Raw genomic sequence first — 21,847 nt, 5'->3', positions numbered from 1 at the left:
GGAAGAACAAATATTTATCTTGTTCTCTTCGCTGACCATAACTTATCCGCAATAGACCCTAGGCAGGTACCTAGGGTCTATTAGGCTAAAAGTGCATCGCTGACATTTAGGCCAAGGCACCATCCGCTCGACAGCCAAAATGTCTCTCGGCTTAAAAAAACCTCAGAAAATTACTCCCTATATCCCCTTTAACTCCTTAAATATCTGGCATTTATTTTGCCTAAGTAGGCAATGTTCAATTGTGGCAACCTCTATGACCGCGGGCAAAACCCCAACACAGCACCCTACTCAACCGCTCAACCGTTTACTCGGTGAAACCAGCGGCGCCTTTGCTGACTTAGGCACATTTTTACCTTTAGTCTTGGGCTTAATTGCCCTAAACCAATTTTCGCCCCAAGGGATATTTTTAGGCTTTGGCCTATTCGCCATCTTTAGCGCCTTATTTTATCGCCGTCCGATCCCCGTCCAGCCCATGAAGGTCATCGCCGCCCTTGTGATCGCCCAAGGCTTAACGCCTGGGATGCTCCAAGCCAGTGCCATGCTGATGGGTATTATTCTGTTAATCTTGGCGTTTAGCGGCGCCATTACTTGGCTTGCCAAGCAATTATCCCAAGCAGTGAGTGTGGGGATTCAATTAGCGATTGGTCTGCAATTGATGTGGATGGGCACTAAGATGATGAGTGACTTTTGGTTGCTCGGACTCGGCGCGTTTGCCTTGCTGTTTGTGAGTAAATTCTTACCATTACGCTACCTTGCCATGCCACTCGTTATCGCAGCGGGTATGTTGTGGCAAGCCAACAGCCAAACCGAAATAACTAGTAGCCTGACGATTCCCGCTTTGAGCGCCTCACTGCATTTGGCTTGGCCGAGCCTTAATGAGTGGAGCTCGGCGGCGATTTTACTGGTGTTGCCCCAGCTCGCCCTCACCTTAACCAATGCGGTAATAGCAACTTCAGCCATGGCGCAGGAAAAATTCCCTGAAGACGCCGCTAAACTCACGCCTAAAAACTTGGCCATTAGCTCTGGGCTGGCCAATTTGTTACTCGCGCCTTTTGGTGCAGCGGCCATGTGCCATGGCGCAGGAGGACTTGCGGTGCAGTATCACTTTGGCGCACGCACCCATCTCGCACCATTAATCTTCGGCGGTACTTGTGTGGTTATCGCCCTGTTTTGGGATAGCCAAATGGCATGGTTGCTCGGGCTTATTCCTGTAGCAATTCTCGGCAGTTTGCTGTCCATCGGCGGTTTGCAACTAGCGTGGTCAAAACGCCTTATCGATGGTAAGCCCTTCTGTATCTTTGTGATCTTATCTACCGCTGTGACCTGCCTAGCCATTAACGCCGCGGCAGGGCTTGCCGTGGGGATTCTTCTTGAGCAAGGTCGCCGCACTTGGGCCATGCTCGCGATGCGTTAAGCACCAATATCCCCAAGAAAGTAAAAAACACAGCACATCCCTGTGCTGTGTTTTTATCTCTTAAAATGTTCTTGCAGGATTGGTTGGCGTATCCTTTTGCGCCAGCGCCCATTTAGCAATCGCATCCTTACGCATAAAACCCACTTTTGAGTGTTCTTTCGCGTATTGAATAAACTTGTCTAAGGCATTGGCAAGACCTGGCGTGCCCCCGATACGGTCATGCACACTAATCGACATCATCCGCCGCTGCGATGCTCCTTCCTGATAGAGCATATCGAATTCGTCTTTAAGCTCCTGTAAGAAGGCGGCAGCCGTCATCGCAGTGTTACCACCAAAGCGACCTATATCATTGTTGCGCAAGGTATAAGGCACCACGGCAAACGGTTTACCCTGCACAGGGATAATTGAAGGTTCATCCCTTGATAAATCATCAATGTGATAGATAAAACCTAAGTCCTGTAGGATATTTAAGGTTTGGGTGCTGTGGCGCATCCAAAACGCATTAAACCCGACGGGACGCTGACCAGTGATCTTTTCTAAGGTATTGATACTCTGGATATAAGAATCACGTTCCTGCGCTGGCGACATACTGTATTGCGGCGTCCACGTCTGCCCATGGCCTGAAATCTCATGGCCTTCATCCGCCACTTGTTTAGCAAGTTGTGGATGTAATTCGGCGGCGCGGCCCACCATATGGGATGTCACGTGAATATTGTGCTTACGCCATATACGCAGCAAACGCGGTATCCCTTCATTCATCCCGTAGTCGTACCAACTGGGAGTAATCGTATCTGGGTAGCCTTTCTCCATTGGTGGAAACGGCCCTTCAGCGTTTTTATCCTGCGCGCCAGCCTCAAACTGCATGGATATAGAGATCACTAGTTGCTCGCCATTAGGCCAAAAACGCTTATTCATACTGCCTCCTACCGAAGTTTGAGTTTGATCATCGACCGCCACTAAGCTCGGAACTCCCATTGAAAAGGCTGACTGACTCAGCCCTACCCCTGCAATCAAAGCGCCGCCCGCCTGTAAACTGGTCTTTAAAAATTGTCGACGTTGATTCATGACTTCGCTCCTGTGGTCACAGCGTTAGAGGCAAGCTGGCTAAATAGTGTGTGATAATCCTCAAGGTGCCAGTTATCGGTAATAAACCCCTCACGCACGCGGTACATATCTACGGCGCGAAAATCAATTTTTTGCCCTTGACCACGCTGTTCACCAAAGGTCCCCGTAAAGTGGCCATTAAAACGGAGGCGCACAACCGCACGGTCACCGACCACCAGCAAGTGCTCAACGGTTACCGAGAGATCTGGCACCGCCGCCCTAAAGGTTTTAGAGGCGTCGAGCGGTCCGCTAATCCCCTGTGCACGACCTTCGGGCAAGGTGCGATCAATAAAATTGGTCGCTAATGCCCAGCGGGCAAATGTCGGATCACCGGTATCCCAAAAACTAGCGTATAGCAAGGCAGCGTGGGCAATCGATTCAGCCTGTGGTGAACCATCGCTGATCAGCTCCATTGCCGTTACCTTAGGGGTAAGGGCAGTTTTGACATCAACACTGGCTTGGGTTGAACCACCTTGAGCGGCAAACGCCGTCATACTTAGACTCGCAAGCGCAAAGCCTATAATGGCTAAGCCGAGTAATCCTGAGCTCCACAAACCTACTTTTATCCAAGGAGAAACAGGGCAATAAATACGGTTTTGCATTATGCCACCTCATCATCACTAGAGCGGATGACGGCGCGCAGTGCCGCTTGATAACTAGGATAATCGGTATAGCCCGCCGCACTGCCGCCAAATAATGGCCCCTTATCGAAGGGCGATAGGGGTAATTGATTGGCTAATCGATAGGGCAGATCGGGGTTAGCAATAAAGGCACGGCCAAAGGCCACTAAGTCGGCATAACCTTTTTCGATAACCTCATTGGCACGCTCGACATCGTAACGCCCCGCCACAATAATGCTGCCTTTAAACACTTTGCGAAGCTCGATTCTGAAAGACTCAGGCACCTGTGGCGCATCGTCCCAATCGGCTTCCGACAAGTGCAAATACGCTACGCCCAACGCCGATAAGTGTTTGGCGGCCAACAGGATAGTATCGACAATCTCAGGGCAAGCCATGTCCTTAAAGGTCACATAGGGTGCAAGGCGAACGCCCACTTTATCGGCACCAATCTGGGCACTTACCGCTTTAACGACTTCCAATAAAAACCGAATACGTTTTTCAGGCGTGCCGCCGTAGGCGTCGGTTCTATGGTTAGAATTAGTCCGCAGGAATTGGTCAATGAGATAACCATTGCCGCCATGGATTTCGATGCCATCAAAACCCGCGGCAACGGCATTTGCCCCTGCGTTGGCAAAGTCGGCCACCACGCGGTCGATATCCGCTTGGGTCATTTCCCTCGGCTCGGGGCAATCTACCATTTGTCCCTCGGGATGCTCCTCATCAACGATCCATACCTTAGTACCGACAGGAGCAATCGCTGAAGGTGCAATCGGCGCTGCACCCTGCTGAAAAATCGGATGGGACACTCGGCCTACATGCCAGATTTGATTAAAGATTTTTCCACCCGCTTGATGCACCGCCGCAGTAACCTTTTTCCAGCCATCAATTTGCGCCTCGGTATAGACGCCGGGGGTAAATGAGTAGCCTTGGCTGTCATCGGAAATTTGGGTCGCTTCACTGATGATAAGCCCTGCCGACGCACGCTGGGCATAATATTGCGCCATTAAATCATTAGGGATATTACCCGGTTGCGTGGTACGCGCCCGTGTCATCGGCGCCATAACAATACGATTTTGCAGTGTCAGTGCCGCTGACTCATAGGCTGTAAATAAACTCATATGCACTCCCGAACCATAAATGATGATTGAATATCTGAGTGCAATTGTGCATTAGTTAATCTATATTGATAATCAGCCTATTATTTAAATCATTTTCAAAAATAATTTGATATGTATCATATAAACGATCTGCAACTCGCCCTGCGTATTGCTGCACTAGAAAGCCTGTCCGCCGCCAGTAAAGAAGTCGGCATGACGCCCGCCGCCGCGAGCGCGGCCCTGCAACGACTTGAAAAAAAGTTAGGTTGTCAGCTATTTGCGCGATCAACTCGGCGGTTGCAACTCACGGAAGAAGGGCGAATATTTCTCGATGCAGCTAAACCTGCCCTTGCGTTACTCGAAACCGCTTCCGCTAATTTGGCCGAGCATAGGGGCGAGCTAAAGGGCGAAGTGCGCATCGCTCTGCCCTCGGACATTGGCCGCAGTCGGATCCGCAATTGGCTAGATGAGCTGATGGATAGCGCGCCTGAGCTGTCGATTCAGCTGTACTTTGGCGACCATATGACGGATCTCATCGATCAAAATATCCATTTAGCCCTGCGTTATGGCCAACTGGAAGATTCCAATCTAAAACGGCGCCAACTGTCGATGACGCCAAGAGTACTCGTCGCCTCCCCCGCTTATCTTGCGCAATATGGTGAACCGCAAACACTGAACGAGCTGAGCCAACACCAAGTGTTGATCTTAAATCGTGGCGGCGAACCATGGCAGAAGTGGAAATTTAGCCATAATGGTGAAACCGTAGAAATTGAAGTAAGAGGCAAACGCTTCTGCAATGATGGCGCCGTTGTGCGCGATTGGGCACTGGCGGGGCGAGGTATCGCCTATAAGAGCTGGCTCGATGTGGCGCAGGATGTCACCGAAGGCAGACTACAGCTTATCCTAGCCGATAAACTCGCGCCTGCGGTGCCACTGCAATTAGTCTATCTACAAACCGACTATCCTAGCCATAAAATTCGCCGCACTATTGAATTTTTAGCCCAAAAACTGCTGCAATTTAGCCAAGAATATCCAGCGCCTTAAACGATAATTGGGCCTGATAAAAAGCAGCATGCACCCGCAACTGAAGATAGATACTTAAAAACTCTGCGGCGATTCATTCTAGCCCCGAGGTAATATCACCGTCACCACACAGCCTTGCTGCCAAGGCAATGGCGTTTGTGTCGATTGCTTGCAGTTTTCAATCTCAATACTGCCGTGGTGACGGCTGACGACATCCTTACAGATCGCTAAACCTAATCCGAGCCCTGCATCTTTAGTCGAGGCAAAAGAGGCCATCAACTCATTAGCTTGTCCCTGTAAACCTTGGCCATTATCAATCACCAAGACTTTGATTTCAGTGGGTTGATAGTGGATCTCAATCCTTAACTTACGTGCACGGTTATCCTCACATGCTTCCAGCGCATCGAGGCTATTTTTCACCAAATTGACCCACATTTGACTTAAGCCAACACTATCGCCCATCAATTCATAGGGACGACCTTGCACCTGTACGTCAACTTGTACCCCCGCTCGGTCTAATTCTCGGCGTAATAAGGCCAAAGCCTCTTTGACGACTAACGTCACATCCAGCGGTTCGGCCTTCGACTGACGGCGTTTAAGCAAGCCACGAATACGGTGTACTACCGCCCCGGCCCGTATCGATTGTGCGTTGATTTTACCCAAAATATCATAAAGCTCTGGGTTGTCCTGTCCCAGCCTTTCTAGCTGTATCATGGCGCCCTCACTGTATTGGGTTATCGCCGCAATCGGTTGATTTAGCTCATGGGCCAACCCAGCACCAATCTCCCCGAGAATCGCCGCACTTTGTAAGCGTTCTAACTGCAATGCCTTGTCTTTTAATTGCCGCTCAGTACTGACTAAAAACTCGCTCTTTTGGCGGAATTTATATTCGAGCCACAGGTGATAAATGGTCGATACAATAAAGATCAGCAGTAATACCCCACCCCACTCTTTGTTTTTCTCCATCCATTTATACACGGTTTGATATAAGGGAGGTGATGCACCTTGCAGCTGTAATTCTTTAAATAATTCAATCACCTTTAGCTGACTTACCGGCGCAGTCCAACCTAAAGTATCGGCGGTAATGGCTGCTACATGGTCTGGGGGCAGGTCAAACAAGGCGCGGGTGATTTGCATGGTGATCCGTGGCGAAACCGTATCCGCCGCCGCAAATGACCAATTAGGATAGAGTTGAGTGCTCACCTCGCAGTCATATCCAGGAGGATGGGTTGGATGAATGACACGATAGTCCGCCTTATTGATAAGCCCAGTTTCAATCATTTCCTCTAAGGTACAAAAAGGCGCAATGGCGGCATCGGCACTCCCATCGCGCACTTGATAGATCAGCGGCGCGAGGGGAAATCCTAAAAATCGCACTTGGCCAAAGAATTGCTCCGGTAAATAACCCATTTTATGCAGTAATCCCATCGCAGCCTGATAGCCGCCAAGTGCCTGCGGATCGCTAGCAACCACATTCTTACCGCGTAAATCCTGCAAGCTACGTATAGGGCTATCGGCACGCACAATAATGGTCGCGCCTATGGTAAACGTGCTGCCCTGATGTTTACGGCTTTTCATGGTCGCGAGCCAAGAGAGGGGGAAATTATTACTCAAGTGCAGATACTGGCCGGGGTTAGTCACAATAAACTGCAATTCATTGCTCAGTAACTGGCTACGCATACCATTAAAGTCGACGGGCACCACTTCAAAACGGCTATTAGGGACGTTTTCGCTAAGGTAATCCATCATAGGCTGCCAGCGCTGTTTTGCCTGCAACACCCCATGATTCGCCAGCACTCCCACTTTAAATTCATGAACGGGAATATCTTCATCGGCATAGGACAAATTAAGCATCATTACGCTCAATATGCAGCTCACGAGTATTGCCCTACACCAAGTTCTCATTGCTATCGCCTTGTCTTGTATGCTTTTGTATTCGGAGTACTTTATACGCAAGGCCAAAATGATGCTGTGAATAACACCAAACTCTGGCATTCCCCCTAAAGTGATTTGACTAATTTAGTGATAAACCTCCCAAGACCTAGGCTTAAAATTGAGCCTACGACAAGGCAGGCTTAAGCTGATAAAGAGTCCCACCACCAAAAGGAAAACCATGTCCACTATGCTGCCACTGTATTTAGTCGATGATGATGAAGCGATTCTCGACTCCTTAGGGTTTATGCTCGGACAATTTGGCTACCAAGTACAAACCTTTAGCAGTGGGCGGGATTTTTTAGCCCAATGCCCGTTAACTCAAGCGGGATGCGTGATCTTAGATAGCCGAATGCCGGAGATCACTGGCCAAGAAGTGCAGCAAAAGCTGCTTGAAACCCAAAGTCCATTAGGAGTGATTTTTCTCACTGGCCACGGTGATTTACCCATGGCATTAAGCGCTTTTCGTAAAGGCGCATGCGACTTTTTTCAAAAACCTGTGTCGGGTAAAGCCCTTGTACAAGCGATTGAAAAAGCACATAAAGAAAGCCAATCCAGCTTTGAGCAACAGAGTCTGCAGCAGAAATTTGCCCAACTGACTGAGCGCGAACAACAAGTATTAGCCCATGTGGTTCAAGGCATGACCAACAAACAGATCTCCGAAGCCATGTATTTATCCTTAAGAACCATCGAAGTGCATCGCGCAAAGATTATGAAAAAGCTTGAAGTGAACAATATGGCAGAGTTAGTACAACACTTAGGAAATCTAAATTCTGTTTTATAAATCAGTGACCAGCACGCTAAACAATCGCAATATATTCTCGCCACGCTTGTCACGATTAAACCGCTAATTCCATATAACTCAGACCATTTAGAATGCGCTGATGGCGGCGTTTTCATCCAAACTGCGACAAGCTGTCGCAGTTTGCATCTTTGGCTTTGTATCAAACACCATTCACTGCCACACTTAAGTTAGGTTCTGTCATTTATGCTCCGTAGGCATTAACGATCCACTGCTTTTGAACCTTTCCCCGAGTACGGCCAGTGTTCTCGGGGATTTTTTTATCCCTACAAACCCCGCCTCGCCGCCCAAAACCCGAACAATCAATGTAGCACTATTGTTAATCAAATTAATATCTATCAATAGCTTAATGATAATTTTTCAAAATGAAGTTAGAATGCGACTATCTTGGCAACAGGTGAGCAGTATGAGTCGTTTACACACATCTAAGGGATTCACCCTAATCGAACTAGTGGTAGTTATCATCATTTTAGGCATTCTTGCCGTAGTCGCAGCCCCGCGCTTTATGAATCTAAGTCAAGATGCCCACGATACTCGGGCAAAAGCTGCTTTTGCTGCTTTTACCTCTGGCGTCAAGCTGTATCACAGTTGTTGGCTTGCGGGCGGACACTCGGGATATACCCAAAATCTCGCTTGCTATGGTGATGGCACTATCGACTCGACCACCACGGGCTTTCCACTCGGAAAAGACACGGCTCAAAGCAGCAGCCAAGGCACTCAATTACAAGGCGCTTACTGCGGAGAACTGTGGCAATCGTTACTCGATAATCAGGACTTTGTCCTTACCACACACACGGATTGGGAAACGCAACAAGCACCCAATATAGACATCGTCTACTGGTATAGCGGCGGCGCGATAAGTGACCCAAATACTTATTGTTACTTTAACTATGTGTCGGATGATCGCCGCCTTGGCAGCGAGAATTGGGAGCTAAAATACTATCCCCTCGATGGACGAACTGTTGTCGGCCGCTCCTCGTTATCTGCACCTTAATCCATCCAGCATATCCGCTTTCGCCACAGGACAAAAATCAACAAAGTCCTGTGGCTTTTTCTGCAATAACTTGAATTCTGACTATCCATCCCCATATTTAGTCCATCATCCACCGCAGAATTTTCATTGCGGGCAAGAGAAGAGGATTCATTGTGACCACTATCGTATCAGTACGCCGTAATAACCAAGTTGTCATCGCTGGCGATGGCCAAGTCTCCCTAGGCAATACCGTCATGAAAGGTAACGCCAAAAAAGTGCGTCGCTTGTATCACAACAAAGTGTTGGCAGGTTTTGCTGGCGGCACCGCCGACGCTTTTACCCTATTTGAGCGTTTCGAGTCCAAGCTCGAGATGCACCAAGGTCACCTGTTACGCTCGGCTGTTGAACTTGCCAAAGATTGGCGTACCGACCGCATGCTGCGCAAACTCGAGGCCATGCTTGTGGTCGCCGATGCCGAAGCCTCACTGATCATCACAGGTAATGGTGACGTAGTGCAGCCAGAGCATGATTTAGTCGCCATTGGCTCGGGCGGTAACTATGCCCAAGCGGCGGCGTTAGCACTACTGCAAAATACCGAATTATCGGCGCTGGAAATTGCTGAAAAGTCATTGACTATTGCCGGCGATATCTGCGTATTCACCAATCAATTCAAGACAATTGAAGAACTTAATTACTAACAGGGCGTGAGGAATATTATGTCTGAAATGACCCCCCGTGAGATTGTCCACGAGCTGGATGCCCACATTATCGGCCAGAAAAAGGCCAAACGTTCCGTCGCCGTCGCCCTGCGTAACCGTTGGCGCCGCATGCAGCTAGATGCCGATTTCCGTCAAGAAGTTACCCCAAAAAACATTCTGATGATTGGCCCAACCGGCGTAGGTAAAACTGAAATCGCCCGCCGTTTGGCAAAGCTCGCCAATGCGCCATTTATCAAGGTTGAAGCCACTAAGTTCACCGAAGTGGGTTACGTGGGTAAAGAAGTCGAGCAAATCATCCGTGATTTAACCGACATCGCCATCAAGCTGACCCGCGAGCAGCAAATGGGCAAATGCCGCCAACGCGCCGAAGAACACGCTGAAGAGCGCATTCTCGATGCCCTGCTGCCCAAGCCGAAAAATGACTGGGATAACACGGAAAGCGATACCAGCTCCAATACCCGTCAAATCTTCCGTAAGAAGCTGCGCGAAGGCCAATTAGATGACAAAGAAATCGATATCGATGTAGCCCAGCCACAAATTGGTATTGAAATCATGTCACCGCCCGGCATGGAAGAAATGACTAACCAACTGCAAAGCCTGTTTAAAAACATGGGCCAAGCACCGGCTAAACGTCGCAAAATGAAGATCAAAGAAGCCTTTAAGCTGTTGATCGAAGAAGAAGCGGCTAAACTGGTAAATCAAGAAGATTTAAAAGAGCAAGCCATTGAATTGGTTGAGCAGCACGGTATCGTGTTTCTCGACGAAATCGACAAAATCTGTAAGCGTGGCGAAACCTCAGGCCCAGACGTTTCCCGCGAAGGGGTACAGCGCGACCTATTACCTTTAGTCGAAGGCTGCACGGTAACCACTAAACACGGCATGGTGAAAACCGACCATATTCTGTTTATTGCGTCGGGCGCATTCCAGATGTCAAAACCATCGGATTTAATCCCCGAGCTACAAGGCCGTTTACCGATCCGCGTTGAGCTAGATGCGCTATCAGCCGATGATTTTAAACGCATTTTAACTGAGCCACATGCCTCACTGACTGAGCAATATATCGCGCTGATGGCGACCGAAGGCGTGACCATTGAGTTTACCGAATCAGGTATTGAGAGCATTGCCAAGGCGGCATGGCAGGTGAACGAGCGCACCGAAAACATTGGTGCCCGTCGTCTGCATACCGTGATGGAAAAGCTGATGGAAGATATCTCCTATGAGGCGTCCGACAAGTCTGGCAGCTCATTTGTGATTGATGCCGATTATGTGAGTGCTCACTTAGATAATCTGGTTCAAGACGAAGACCTAAGCCGCTTTATCCTGTAACTAGGGCTGTTATCCAAGCCTGCAATGTTCGGTATCCAAGATACCGAACATTCGTGCAAAATTGTGACTGGGGCTAAGGCTTACACTTTGTAACCTTAGCCACAAATTGTTATGTTACAGCTTGTCCATTCCCCGTATTTTCTTGGCACTATCTATGACCACTAGCACACCCAATGTCACCGATCTTAAGCTCAAGCGTAAATCGCGCATTTTAGAAATCAGCTTCGATAACGGCGAGCAGTATCAACTCACCTGTGAGATGTTACGCGTCTATTCTCCCTCCGCCGAAGTGCATGGTCACGGTAACCCTAAGCTGGTCACCCATAAGAAAAATGTGAATATCACCCGCATCGAACCCGTAGGTAACTACGCAGTTAAAATCGTCTTCGACGATGGCCACGATACCGGGCTATTCTCCTGGCAAGTGCTTTACGATCTCGCTACTCACCAAGTGGAACTATGGGAAAAGTACCTCGCACGCCTACGAGCTGAGAAGGCCTCACGCGAACCCTTGATCGCGATGAATATTAAGTACAACTAATCAGTTAACGCCATTGTTCAAGGAGAGCGCTCAAGACTCTCCTTGAGTGCTTACCCGCTGACGAGTCTAAGGAAAGATAATGTCGGAAAAAGTCCCCTGCACAGCCTGCAAAACCTTAATTATGCCAAGCACCGCCGAGCGAAACGCAGGCTTATGTATGCCCTGCAAAAACGGCAATCGTGAAAATATCGAACAGGCAAAAGCCTATTACCAAAAGGAGCGGGAATTAGATAAAACCTGCCCTTTTAGAGCGCTGTGGCGAGATATTGTGGTGCGGGTGCACGATGATAATCAAGGCTTTCACACGCTAAGCGAAGCAGCGCAGCACTATTACGCCGTCAATTGTCTCTCTGGCGAAGTCTACAACGGCGGCTTTATCCAATACTTCGATAACTCATCGGGCGAGCATTATGCTGTTGCCGAGCGCGGCCTTCAGCAAATTGGCGCTTTGCACTCGTTAGCCCTATTACAACAGGCTAAACAGGCGGTGTTTGGTGACCATCCCGTCCCTACCGACAGAGACCAACGCCTCGCCGCAACCGATAATCCAGTAGCCGAAGCCCGACTCAATCAACTCGATGATGAGTTTTATAAAGATTTGGATAATCTTGATATCAAGCTAGAGAGCTATGCGATACAAACGGGATTGGTTAACGCAATCGAATGATTGCGGGTTGATTGTGAGTACTTTACGCAAGTAATTAAGCAATACGTTTCAGTAGTCTTTTTAAGTTTAAAGTCGTGGGGCTTCACCCCACACCCGACCAAAAGGGGAAAAGCGCCTGTTCCCCTTTTGGCTTATTTATTAAACATGGCCCGGCGTCCCCGACGGAGTTGAAAGCCCCTTGTGCTCATTGCCAAATTTGCTATCGCTTCCGAAGGATGCGTCCCTGCACCTGCGAAAGCTAGCTTGCCATCCATGGCAAGACTCACGCAATTTGTCTATTCGCCCTGCGGCAACTCCGAGGGGATGTGTATTCTGTAACTTCGGTGTTGGCCGTTAACCTCAAGAGAGTCATCGGTATTGCAAAATTTAACAATGGGTGTCTCGATTCATTCCGTTACAGATGCAATTGCAGTTCTGCGATAAATCGCTCAACCCGAGTAACACTAATTTATGATATAACTCGTTGAATTATGTGATTAGCACTCATAATTGAACAACACCTAATCAACAAAACCTCCAACAGAGGCATTCATGACAAATGCATTCCCATTAATCGTTGAGTTACCAAAAGTTATTTCTACAGTAGGATGGAACTGGGAAACTTTCAGTCCAGATATTCAAGATTTAAAAGAGTTTTGGATTGGAACTGATTTGAATGGAAATCGCTGGCTTACAAAGCTTAGAGGCTCTTTCTATGCTTACCGTGAAATCGTTTTTACTCACATAGCTCAATCAATGGGAATATCCTGCCAGTCCTCTACATATATTATCCTAGACTCTGAAAGCGCAACTATTCTTGGTGGGCAAGCTGGTGATGTACATAGTGCTCATTGGTTTATAGAGGAACATTCAATTGAACCATGTAGTGATAGCTGCCCTTATCATCAATTGAAGCACACCCCAATATTTACCATAGAGGACTTATATCTAATTAACATACCGAATATTTTAGATTGGCCTAAGAGCGAATTTCTCGCGTACCTCTTAGGTGCTAATGAGTTATCTGATAGGTTATTCACAAAAAACCATGAATTAGTAATCATCGATTCGGAACAAATGTTTTCAACAAATCACCATAAATTTAACACTCTAAATTGGTGGTTCAATCATGATAAAACCCCTTCTTCAACTGGAAAAAAAATGGTTAAAGAGATTTGCGCTAAGTTTGCATCTTTAAATATCACTGATATAAAAAAAGCACTAACCGTTCCAGCAGGAATTACCATTCCAAAAGATAAACTTAAGCATGTTTCATTAATTATATGGAATAGCTATGAGTATGCAAAAAGTTACTCATAAAACCGTAAAGGTAACGAGTCAAATAATAGATGCGTTAAAAGTTTATCAAGGCACCCATTGTTAAATTTCTAAATGTGGCAGTAAGTATTACTCGGTTTGCTTTCTATGACTTGCAAACAACGCAAAAGCTGAAGGAGTTCACCCTCCCCTGCGAAGTTGCTGAAGGGCGTTGAAGAAAATCGTAAAAAAGACAGGACAGGCATCGTTCTTTGGGGATTAATAGCTTGCACAGTTGCTACAGAAGTTCACCTTCCCCTGCGAAGTTGTCGAAATACGTAAATAAAAATGCCGTGGCGACATCATGGATGATGGCGCAGGCTCGGGGGGACAAGGATGTCCCATCTGAGCCGTTAGGCAATTTTTATTGGAGTATGAGACCACTAACCAATGCATGTAATTTCGCTAGGGGCGGCAAGGGAGATCCAAGAGGGAATTGCTGTTGATCCCCTCTTGGTCGGGTGTGGGGTGAAGCCCCACGACTTTTCTTTAATAAATCTCCCGATTAAAGATAAGGGTCGGAGTTTTATCCCTCAAAATTATGAGTGGCTCTAAATTGCCAAACTGTAGATAGCCTAAGCATGGTTTGCACTCAACGCATTGCAGTAATGACAGCTAAAATACCTTTTTAGCTGATCCCAACCACCCATATCATCGTAATCCTCAATTGCAAATACCATCCACCAGAGTCCAGCTAATGCAATCACAGCAGCAATTACAGCACTTCCATACGGTTAGGCTGATTTTGGGCGATCAGCTTAACGCCCAGCATACTTGGTATCAGCAAGTCGATCCCAAGGTGCTGTATTTAATCGCAGAATTGCATCAAGAAAACACCTATGTGACGCACCATGTGCAAAAAATTTGTGCATTTTTCAGCGCCATGGCGCAGTTTGCCAGCGAGCTTGGCGCGGCGGGGCATCAAGTGCGTTACCTCACCCTCGACGATACCCAAGACTTTGCCGATCTTAATGCCTTACTCCAACACTATGTTGCCGAAACAGGGGCAATTAAGTTTGAATATCAACGGCCTGACGAATATCGACTCCTCGCGCAATTAAGCCAGTTGAAGTTGGCCAATGCCGTGGTGAATTGCGTCGATACCGAGCACTTTTTATTCCCCTTTGCCGAAATTGATAGGGAATTCCCCCAAGGGCAACACAGGCTGATGGAGCATTTTTATCGGCGAATGCGCAAAAGATTCAATATCTTAATGACAGATGGCAAGCCCGTTGGCGGACAGTGGAACTTTGATGCGAGCAACAGGCAAAAGCTTAAATCCCAAGATATCAAATCGCTCCCAACACCCTTGATGTTTGGCCACAATGTGCAAGACATTCTCGAGCGTCTTCAACGCCATGGGATTAATACTATGGGCAAGGCGGATACGCATTTACTCTGGCCGATAAACCGCGCACAAAGCCTCGAATTACTAAAATATTTTTGTGAGTATTGCCTGCCCGCCTTTGGCCGCTTTCAAGATGCGATGACCCAGCAACATCCGGCGCAGTGGAGCCTGTACCATAGTCGGCTGTCCTTTAGCTTAAACGCCAAGCTTATCAGCCCATTAGAAGTGATCAATGCGGTGATTGAGCACTATCATGCCAATCCTTTTATTGAGATAGCTCAGGTCGAAGGCTTTGTTCGGCAAATCATCGGCTGGCGTGAATATGTGCGCGGCATCTATTGGGCGAATATGCCCAACTACGCCAACATTAATGCCCTCGAGGCCACGCGCAAGCTGCCCGACTACTTTTGGCATGGCAAGACTCAAATGAACTGCCTGCGCCATGCCTTATCTCAGTCACTGGATTATGCCTATGCCCATCATATTCAACGCTTAATGGTGATTGGCAACTTCTGTTTATTGACCGAAATCGCCCCCGATGAAGTGGATAAATGGTACTTAGGCGTGTATGTGGATGCGATTGAATGGGTCGAAATGCCCAACACTCGTGGCATGGCGCTATTCGCCGATGGCGGCATCGTTGGCACTAAACCCTATGCCGCAAGCGGCAGTTATATCAATAAAATGAGTGATTACTGCGGCAGTTGTCATTACAAGATAAAAGAACGTAGCGGCGAATCAGCCTGCCCATTGAACAGCCTGTATTGGCGCTTTATGGATAAACACCGCGCACAGCTCACCCATAATCCACGCATCGCCATGCTGTACCGCACTTGGGATAAAACCGATGAGGCAGCAAGGCAGGCCATTCTGGCAACGGCCGAGCAACATCTCGCGCAACTTGAATGGCTATAACGACTGAGTATTGAGGAGAAAAGCCATGCATATTCTAGTACTGGGCGGTAGCGGTGGTATAGGTCAAGCGATGGTCAATAAGCTGCACGAAACCTATCCCGAGGCCAATATTCATGCGACCTATAAACATCATAGGCCCGATACTGGGCGAGACGATGGCGTTATCTGGCATCAGTTGGATATCACTCTTGAGGAGGAAATTAAGCAACTGAGTCAAAATATCCCCCAGTTAGATTGGCTGATTAACTGTATTGGCATGCTGCACACCGAGGATAAGGGGCCAGAAAAAAGCTTACAGACCCTCGATGTGGATTTTTTCATGGATAATATCAAGCTAAATACCCTTCCCAGCATGATGCTGGCAAAACACTTCTGCCATGTCTTAAAACAAAGTAACTCAGCAAGATTTGCGGTGATTTCGGCGAGAGTCGGCAGCATTAGCGATAACCGCTTGGGTGGCTGGTATAGCTATCGCGCCTCGAAAGCGGCGCTGAATATGTTTCTTAAAACGCTATCGATTGAATGGCAAAGAAGCATCAAACACTGCGTGGTGCTGTCACTGCATCCCGGCACCACGGATACGCCACTATCCAAACCTTTTCAGCAGAGTGTACCCAAAGATAAATTGTTTACACCGCAATACGTTGCCCAATGTTTAGTGGGTATTATTGCCAATGCCACTCCAACTCAAACAGGGCAATTTTTGGCCTACGATGGGGTAGAACTGCCTTGGTAGCGACACAAGCGTTTAGCACTGATACAGATAAACCTTGGCAACTCTTAACCCTGACAAAAGTAGGCATAATTGATCCGGCTGCCCTGCCCCCATACTGCCGTCCAAGTATTCACATCGCTCATATAGCCAAAGTGGATTGACTGTGATGTATCGCATGCCTCTTGAAACGGCGCTTTATTGTCGTTAATAAACTGCGCCGAAGCCGCCAAAATATCACAGCACTCCTCATCGTCGGCGACTAACCAAATAAAGTCCTCACGGCAATCATCCCTCGCAACCATCTCTTCGGGGGAATATAAGTCCAGCTTTTGCTTGAGTGTTTGCCACTGCTCGGGCGAAACATTGCAGGAGATCGCCAGCTTATCAAGCACCCCAGCACCGCCCGCCCAAAAGGATAAATCAAAGTCTAACTGCTGCGGTTCGGGGGCAAAGCCCAATAGATTTTCAACCACTTGTAAGCTTTTATCTAAATCGGCATCGGGCCTGCGATAACGCACCTCAACACCATCATACTCACGCATTCCACGCCTCCTTCCTTGAGCAAATACTCGTTTACTTTAGCGGCCCGTTTCACTCACCGGTTTCTTTAATAACTTACGCTGCAAGGTGCGGCGGTGCATACCCAGTTGCCGAGCGGTAGCCGACACATTGCCCTGATTAGCATTGAGCACCTGCTGAATATGTTCCCACTCCAGCCGTTTAGGATTAAGCGGTGAGTCGTCAATATCATCTTCTTGCAAGGTATTAGGGTAAGCATCCAGCTCAAAGGCAGCTAGCAGGGTTTGGGTATCGACGGGTTTAGCCAGATAGTTATCGGCACCAAGACGAATCGCCTCCACCGCGGTAGCAATGCTGGCGTAGCCCGTCAGTAGCACCATCACCACTTTGGGTAACAAATTACGCAGCGGCACAATTAAACTCAGGCCGTTGGCCTCGGCCAATTTCATATCCAGCAGGATATGGGTTGGGCAACACTCCCGCGCCACCAGCAGGGCACTACTGGCATCGTGACTTAAACGACATTCAAACCCATGGCGGGTCAAACGCCGCGCTAAAATACCTGCAAGCGCTTGATCATCTTCAATAATCAATAGCCGTTTCATACTGTTTCTCCAGTTGGTACTTTAGGCGCCAAGAGTGTAAAACGAATTTGCGCCACTGTGCCGCCTTGGGGATGATTTGCCAGAATAAGCTCCGCCCCTAAACGCTCCAAGCTAGCATGGCTCAGTAACAAGGCCACGCCTAAGCCTTTAGGGCTTTCGATTAATAAGGTGCCTAATTGTGGCAATAATGAAGGGGCGATACCCGCGCCATAATCACGGATCTGCAAATAAGCCTGCCCCTCGCTTGGCGAACAATCGACGCTAATATCCACCTGCGAAGTACCTATGGTTTCGACACTGGCGCGGGCGGCATTTTCAATCAAGGCCATAATCGCGGGGGTTAAGCTCATATCGGTTAAGATCTGCTTTTCTTCTAGCAGCTTAGGCTCACAGGTTATCAACCAATTGAGTTCTGTTTGCGGCATCAATAACTGGGTTTTCTGCTTTAATCCAGCCACCAGCTCAGTGAGATTTTGAGGCCGCTGACGACGGTCACGAATCGACTCCGTTGCCAATCGCAGCTCCGCCAAGGTGTGCTCACAACGCCCCAGTGCGGTTTCCATTTCAACTAAGGTTATTGAGGGTTCGGGGGTTTCTTCCCTTAATTCATCGAGCAATAAATGCAATGTTGAGAGTGGCGTCGCTAATTGATGGGCCATTTGCGCCGACACAGTGCCGAGCGCCACTAACTGCTCCTGCCGCAGTTGTCCTTCGCGCATATAGGCAAGCTGCGCATCCTGACGGCGCATGCGTTTGGCGATCAGCGCCACACTGGTGGTAAGCACTAAAGCTGAAATCACAAAGTTAAACCACATGCCTAAATAGTGGGAACTCATATCCATGCCGTGGTGCTGCATTTGCGACTCAGGCACGGTAAAAATCATCAGGCTATAGGCAAGGGTTGATATCGCGGTCAGGCTCCAAGGGGCCCAAATGGGCAGAGTCACGGCGGCGAGCGCTATGGGCAATAGCAGTAAGGAGATAAACGCATTGGTCGCCCCGCCCGAAAAATACAGCCAAGATATCCAAAACAAAGTATCCAGACTTAGGGCGATAAACAGACCACGCTCTTTGGCAAACAAGGGTTTACGTAATGCTAATGTGAGCGAAAGATAGAGCACCTCCAGCACAAAAACATGCATGAGTGGCTCCATTTGCAAACTCAGGCCAAAGGTATCGGCGGCAAACAACGTCAAACCAATTTGCAGCAATAACCCTAAGGTGCGCAGCAGCGCGACTTGGTCGGCCGCTTGCAGATTCGCTCCTAAAATTTTAACCATCATTATTCCTTAAGCTTAAGGCCAACAGCTGCAAGTGCTGCACTGGATTGAGCGAGCGCCTGATTAAGCCCTGCGCTAAATTCCAACTCAGAATAAATGCCCAGCGCCGCTAAACGCCCGCAACTTAAGGTGCAGTTCTGCGGCCTTTTAGCGCTATCCATCGGTGTGAGTTCAGGGATTAAATGCGCGGTGTCAATCGCCAATAACTCACCTAAGCTCAGTAGCATTTGGTACTTAGTCATGGTTTGCGGCGCACTAAAATGATAAATCCCTGACACATCGGCAGCATGTAACTGCCGCTTGATCAACTTAGCGATGGCGCCAGCAATATCCGCCGTCGAGGTCGGCGAGCGAATGGCCCAAGCATCTACCCGCTGTGGCCTGCTATCTAACAATTGATTGATTAACACTAATACCGCAGATTCGCTCAGTTGAGTCACTTCGCCGTAGAGGATCGGTAAACGTAACACCGCAAAACCGCTGTCGGTATTCAGCACACAGGTTTCACCCTGTAATTTAGACTCACCATAAAAGTTAACCGGATTGGGTGCGGCATCTTCGGCATAGGGCGGCGTTGTGCCATCAAACACATAGTCGGTTGAGATATACAGCAGCCAAGCTCCATGCTGTTTAGCGGCCTTAGCAAGGGTTTGGCTAGCGCTCAAATTCAGCGCCAAAGCCTGCTCAGGCGAGTGCTCGGACACATCGGGGCGACGCTCAGCGGCGCAGTGCACGATAACCTCTGGCCGTTCGTGGGCAATAAAGGCTTCTACTGCAACAGTTTGGGTTAAATCGAGTTTATGGATATTCGCTTCGGCGCGGCTAAAGCCGGTGGCAATCACCCGATGCCCTGCGGCAGTTAACTGTTTAACGACCGCCCTGCCGAGTAATCCGGTTGCGCCCGTCACCATAATATTTGCCATATTGTCCCAAACTCCTTAGCCACCCATTTGGCGGATAATTCTAAAAGCTTTTCATATTCAACGCACTTGTTTACTCTTATTTGCCCGTACTTAAGCTGATTTGGGTTTATCCCACTCGACCTGATTAACAACAAAAGGCTGAATTTGACTCAAGCACTTCCCCTTATCCTCGCAGGCCCGATGCTGCGCCACTGCGATGCCTCGCACTTTACCCTCTGGTTTGTGAGCCGCGAGCCATTGACTGAGTTACAACTGGCCTTAGGGGAGCAAAGTTATGGGTTAACAGAGGAAGAAGTGCATTGCATACCACTCGGCAAGCACGCCTTTCAGTATTTGATTAGTGTGTCGCGACCTACACTGCTTACGCCTGAAACGGCTATTCCATACCGCGTTTCGGCTAAGGGGATTGGCGATATTTTCAATGGTGTCAACGGATTGCACTATAGCGGTGCCGACTCACCCCAGGTTTACTTTTGCACCGAACTCAAACAGGTATGGCATGGCTCATGCCGCAACCCCCACCACCATAGCGAGGATGCCTTAGTCGCCGCCGATACCAGGCTAGCACAGCTTATCGATAAGGATTCGCAGCAGCGCCCAGCCCTGTTAATGCTCAGTGGCGATCAAGTTTATGTGGATGATGTGGCTGGCCCCATGTTATGCGCCATTGGTCAGGTGATTGAAAAACTCGGCCTGCACCATGAAGCCTTTCACGGCGCCACTATTGCGGGAAGCGAGGCAATCCGTTATCAAGCCGATAGCTTGTACTTACGCCATAAAACGCTGCTGCCACGTACCGAATATCCCGCCAAAACTGCGCTTTGGCGCTGGTATGTCAACCATCCGATATTTACCTCATCCATCGCAGAAAACCATTTAGTTAGCCTGAGTGAAATGATCGCCCTATACCTACTCACTTGGTCGCCCGAACTATGGGAGTTGGTTGATTTACCCAAGGATGTCGACGGTCTCTCTGCCGCCAACAAGCTGCGGTGGCAAAAAGAATGGCAAAACTTACTGGCCTTTAAAGCGGGACTCACTCAGGTTAGGCGCCTTATGGCGCATATTCCCGTGTATATGATGTTTGATGACCATGATATTACCGATGATTGGAATCTCACCGCCAAGTGGGAACAAGCCGCCTACGGTCATGCATTTTCTAAACGAATCATTGGTAATGCCTTGATTGCCTATACCCTATTCCAAGGATTAGGTAATGCACCGGATAAATTTAATGCCGAGGTTCGCCCAAAGTTAGATGCGTTTTTCAATCGCCCCGACCCTAACACTCAGGATGCCTTGATTGATCTCTTACTGACATTTGAGCAATGGCATTACAGCTTAGACACCTCACCCAAGCTGGTTGTACTCGATACTCGCACCCGCCGTTGGCGCAGTGAATCGAATCTCGCCAAACCCTCGGGCTTGATGGATTGGGAAGCCTTAATGGATTTACAGCAGGCGCTACTGGGTCAATCTAAGGTCATTATCGTCTCGCCCGCGCCGATGTTTGGGGTCAAAGTGATTGAGGCAGTGCAACGCATGGCCACTTTTATGGGCGCTTCGCTGCTGGTTGATGCGGAAAACTGGATGGCACATCCGGGCGCAGCCAATGCTTTGCTAAGCATCTTTATGCACCGCAAGACCCCAGAGCAATTTGTGATCCTCTCGGGGGATGTGCACTATTCCTTTGCCTATGACATCAGCATTCGCTTTCGCCGTAGCAGCCCAAAGATTTACCAAATTACCTGTAGCGGGATTAAAAACCAGTTCCCCGAAAAACTGCTGCCACTTTTCGACAAGCTCAATGGTTGGCTTTACGGCCACTTCTCACCATTGAATCTATTGACTAAGCGAAAGCGAATGTCATTACGGGGCAGGCGGCCAAATGGCGAACGGAGCAAGCGTTTAGTCAACCGCAGCGGCATCGGCATTTTGGTATTAGCGGATAATGGTGAGCCCACTAAAATTGCCGTATTACATGGGGATATGAGCGAAACTCGGTTCGAACCACCGAGGCAAGAATAG

20 protein-coding genes are annotated in these 21,847 nt (G+C 48.5%); 12 read left to right on the top strand and 8 right to left on the bottom strand.

The window, feature by feature from the left end; all coding sequences use genetic code 11:
- Positions 1-253: 253 nt before the first annotated feature.
- Positions 254-1,414: a putative sulfate/molybdate transporter gene (locus IEY09_RS14880; protein WP_188871677.1), complete on the top strand. Its 1,161-nt coding sequence runs from the start codon at positions 254-256 to the stop codon at positions 1,412-1,414.
- A gap of 60 nt (positions 1,415-1,474) precedes the next feature.
- Here IEY09_RS14880 and IEY09_RS14875 read toward each other — a convergent pair whose 3' ends face one another.
- Genes IEY09_RS14875 through IEY09_RS14865 form a run of 3 tightly spaced genes read right to left on the bottom strand, consistent with a single transcriptional unit; the run spans position 1,475 to position 4,256 of the window.
- The gene (locus IEY09_RS14875; protein ID WP_037422742.1) at positions 1,475-2,479 is read right to left on the bottom strand and encodes a polysaccharide deacetylase family protein; all 1,005 of its coding nucleotides are present in this window, start codon (positions 2,477-2,479) and stop codon (positions 1,475-1,477) included.
- A complete protein-coding gene (locus tag IEY09_RS14870) occupies positions 2,476-3,120 on the bottom strand; it encodes an ester cyclase (protein WP_188871661.1) in 645 nt (214 codons plus the stop codon). Before IEY09_RS14870 ends, IEY09_RS14875 begins: the two co-directional genes overlap by 4 nt.
- Positions 3,120-4,256: an alkene reductase gene (locus IEY09_RS14865; RefSeq protein WP_047534577.1), complete on the bottom strand. Its 1,137-nt coding sequence runs from the start codon at positions 4,254-4,256 to the stop codon at positions 3,120-3,122. The genes IEY09_RS14870 and IEY09_RS14865 overlap by 1 nt, the downstream gene beginning before the upstream one ends.
- A gap of 111 nt (positions 4,257-4,367) precedes the next feature.
- On the opposite strand from IEY09_RS14865, the gene IEY09_RS14860 reads away from it, so the two are divergent.
- Entirely contained in the window at positions 4,368-5,279 is a 912-nt protein-coding gene (locus IEY09_RS14860; RefSeq protein WP_055648056.1) for a LysR family transcriptional regulator, read from the top strand.
- A gap of 78 nt (positions 5,280-5,357) precedes the next feature.
- Here the strand turns inward: IEY09_RS14860 and IEY09_RS14855 are convergent, their stop codons facing one another.
- Positions 5,358-7,163 (bottom strand): sensor histidine kinase, encoded by a 1,806-nt coding sequence (locus IEY09_RS14855; RefSeq protein ID WP_086902265.1) that lies wholly within the window; start codon positions 7,161-7,163, stop codon positions 5,358-5,360.
- 208 nt (positions 7,164-7,371) lie between these two features.
- Between IEY09_RS14855 and IEY09_RS14850 the strand changes: the two genes are divergently transcribed.
- The 9 genes from IEY09_RS14850 to IEY09_RS14810 all read left to right on the top strand — a co-directional run bounded on the left by IEY09_RS14850 (position 7,372) and on the right by IEY09_RS14810 (position 16,513).
- Complete coding sequence (locus IEY09_RS14850; RefSeq protein ID WP_037422732.1) at positions 7,372-7,974, top strand: response regulator transcription factor; 603 nt, start codon at positions 7,372-7,374, stop codon at positions 7,972-7,974.
- Between the two features lie 424 nt (positions 7,975-8,398).
- Positions 8,399-8,986 (top strand): type II secretion system protein, encoded by a 588-nt coding sequence (locus IEY09_RS14845; RefSeq protein ID WP_047540133.1) that lies wholly within the window; start codon positions 8,399-8,401, stop codon positions 8,984-8,986.
- A gap of 152 nt (positions 8,987-9,138) precedes the next feature.
- On the top strand, positions 9,139-9,663 hold the full coding sequence (gene hslV, locus IEY09_RS14840; protein WP_011073856.1) for an ATP-dependent protease subunit HslV: 525 nt from the start codon (positions 9,139-9,141) through the stop codon (positions 9,661-9,663).
- A gap of 18 nt (positions 9,664-9,681) precedes the next feature.
- Complete coding sequence (hslU, locus tag IEY09_RS14835) at positions 9,682-11,010, top strand: ATP-dependent protease ATPase subunit HslU (protein ID WP_055648059.1); 1,329 nt, start codon at positions 9,682-9,684, stop codon at positions 11,008-11,010.
- Between the two features lie 154 nt (positions 11,011-11,164).
- Positions 11,165-11,551: a gamma-butyrobetaine hydroxylase family protein gene (locus IEY09_RS14830; protein WP_011073858.1), complete on the top strand. Its 387-nt coding sequence runs from the start codon at positions 11,165-11,167 to the stop codon at positions 11,549-11,551.
- Positions 11,552-11,630: 79 nt separating this feature from the next.
- Positions 11,631-12,218 (top strand): DMP19 family protein, encoded by a 588-nt coding sequence (locus IEY09_RS14825; RefSeq protein WP_037428954.1) that lies wholly within the window; start codon positions 11,631-11,633, stop codon positions 12,216-12,218.
- A gap of 531 nt (positions 12,219-12,749) precedes the next feature.
- Positions 12,750-13,517 (top strand): hypothetical protein, encoded by a 768-nt coding sequence (locus IEY09_RS14820; protein ID WP_188871659.1) that lies wholly within the window; start codon positions 12,750-12,752, stop codon positions 13,515-13,517.
- Positions 13,518-14,211: 694 nt separating this feature from the next.
- Complete coding sequence (locus tag IEY09_RS14815) at positions 14,212-15,777, top strand: cryptochrome/photolyase family protein (RefSeq protein ID WP_188871657.1); 1,566 nt, start codon at positions 14,212-14,214, stop codon at positions 15,775-15,777.
- Between the two features lie 25 nt (positions 15,778-15,802).
- Positions 15,803-16,513: an SDR family oxidoreductase gene (locus IEY09_RS14810; RefSeq protein ID WP_099457368.1), complete on the top strand. Its 711-nt coding sequence runs from the start codon at positions 15,803-15,805 to the stop codon at positions 16,511-16,513.
- Positions 16,514-16,557: 44 nt separating this feature from the next.
- On the opposite strand, the gene IEY09_RS14805 is transcribed toward IEY09_RS14810, so the two are convergent.
- The 4 genes from IEY09_RS14805 to IEY09_RS14790 are packed head-to-tail and all read right to left on the bottom strand — an operon-like array spanning position 16,558 to position 19,819.
- Positions 16,558-17,034 (bottom strand): hypothetical protein, encoded by a 477-nt coding sequence (locus IEY09_RS14805; protein WP_037422711.1) that lies wholly within the window; start codon positions 17,032-17,034, stop codon positions 16,558-16,560.
- A 36-nt stretch (positions 17,035-17,070) separates the two neighbouring features.
- Entirely contained in the window at positions 17,071-17,616 is a 546-nt protein-coding gene (locus IEY09_RS14800; protein ID WP_037422708.1) for a response regulator transcription factor, read from the bottom strand.
- Complete coding sequence (locus tag IEY09_RS14795) at positions 17,613-18,896, bottom strand: sensor histidine kinase (protein WP_088586598.1); 1,284 nt, start codon at positions 18,894-18,896, stop codon at positions 17,613-17,615. Before IEY09_RS14795 ends, IEY09_RS14800 begins: the two co-directional genes overlap by 4 nt.
- 2 nt (positions 18,897-18,898) lie before the next feature.
- Positions 18,899-19,819 (bottom strand): dTDP-4-dehydrorhamnose reductase family protein, encoded by a 921-nt coding sequence (locus tag IEY09_RS14790; RefSeq protein ID WP_188871656.1) that lies wholly within the window; start codon positions 19,817-19,819, stop codon positions 18,899-18,901.
- A 180-nt stretch (positions 19,820-19,999) separates the two neighbouring features.
- On the opposite strand from IEY09_RS14790, the gene IEY09_RS14785 reads away from it, so the two are divergent.
- Positions 20,000-21,847: an alkaline phosphatase D family protein gene (locus IEY09_RS14785; protein WP_188871675.1), complete on the top strand. Its 1,848-nt coding sequence runs from the start codon at positions 20,000-20,002 to the stop codon at positions 21,845-21,847.

The organism is Shewanella xiamenensis (assembly GCF_014647135.1).
GTDB lineage: Bacteria > Pseudomonadota > Gammaproteobacteria > Enterobacterales > Shewanellaceae > Shewanella > Shewanella xiamenensis.
This window is presented reverse-complemented; position numbering and strand designations above follow the sequence as displayed.

Coding starts and splice junctions, on each gene's coding strand:
- IEY09_RS14870 (WP_188871661.1), bottom strand. CDS start 3,120: ATGCAAAACCGTATTTATTGCCCTGTTTCTCCTTGGATAAAAGTAGGT.
- IEY09_RS14860 (WP_055648056.1), top strand. CDS start 4,368: ATGTATCATATAAACGATCTGCAACTCGCCCTGCGTATTGCTGCACTA.
- IEY09_RS14820 (WP_188871659.1), top strand. CDS start 12,750: ATGACAAATGCATTCCCATTAATCGTTGAGTTACCAAAAGTTATTTCT.
- IEY09_RS14815 (WP_188871657.1), top strand. CDS start 14,212: ATGCAATCACAGCAGCAATTACAGCACTTCCATACGGTTAGGCTGATT.
- IEY09_RS14800 (WP_037422708.1), bottom strand. CDS start 17,616: ATGAAACGGCTATTGATTATTGAAGATGATCAAGCGCTTGCAGGTATT.
- IEY09_RS14865 (WP_047534577.1), bottom strand. CDS start 4,256: ATGAGTTTATTTACAGCCTATGAGTCAGCGGCACTGACACTGCAAAAT.
- IEY09_RS14880 (WP_188871677.1), top strand. CDS start 254: ATGACCGCGGGCAAAACCCCAACACAGCACCCTACTCAACCGCTCAAC.
- IEY09_RS14875 (WP_037422742.1), bottom strand. CDS start 2,479: ATGAATCAACGTCGACAATTTTTAAAGACCAGTTTACAGGCGGGCGGC.
- IEY09_RS14805 (WP_037422711.1), bottom strand. CDS start 17,034: ATGCGTGAGTATGATGGTGTTGAGGTGCGTTATCGCAGGCCCGATGCC.
- IEY09_RS14855 (WP_086902265.1), bottom strand. CDS start 7,163: ATGAGAACTTGGTGTAGGGCAATACTCGTGAGCTGCATATTGAGCGTA.
- IEY09_RS14845 (WP_047540133.1), top strand. CDS start 8,399: ATGAGTCGTTTACACACATCTAAGGGATTCACCCTAATCGAACTAGTG.
- IEY09_RS14830 (WP_011073858.1), top strand. CDS start 11,165: ATGACCACTAGCACACCCAATGTCACCGATCTTAAGCTCAAGCGTAAA.
- hslU (WP_055648059.1), top strand. CDS start 9,682: ATGTCTGAAATGACCCCCCGTGAGATTGTCCACGAGCTGGATGCCCAC.
- IEY09_RS14795 (WP_088586598.1), bottom strand. CDS start 18,896: ATGGTTAAAATTTTAGGAGCGAATCTGCAAGCGGCCGACCAAGTCGCG.
- IEY09_RS14825 (WP_037428954.1), top strand. CDS start 11,631: ATGTCGGAAAAAGTCCCCTGCACAGCCTGCAAAACCTTAATTATGCCA.
- IEY09_RS14810 (WP_099457368.1), top strand. CDS start 15,803: ATGCATATTCTAGTACTGGGCGGTAGCGGTGGTATAGGTCAAGCGATG.
- IEY09_RS14785 (WP_188871675.1), top strand. CDS start 20,000: ATGCTGCGCCACTGCGATGCCTCGCACTTTACCCTCTGGTTTGTGAGC.
- IEY09_RS14850 (WP_037422732.1), top strand. CDS start 7,372: ATGTCCACTATGCTGCCACTGTATTTAGTCGATGATGATGAAGCGATT.
- IEY09_RS14790 (WP_188871656.1), bottom strand. CDS start 19,819: ATGGCAAATATTATGGTGACGGGCGCAACCGGATTACTCGGCAGGGCG.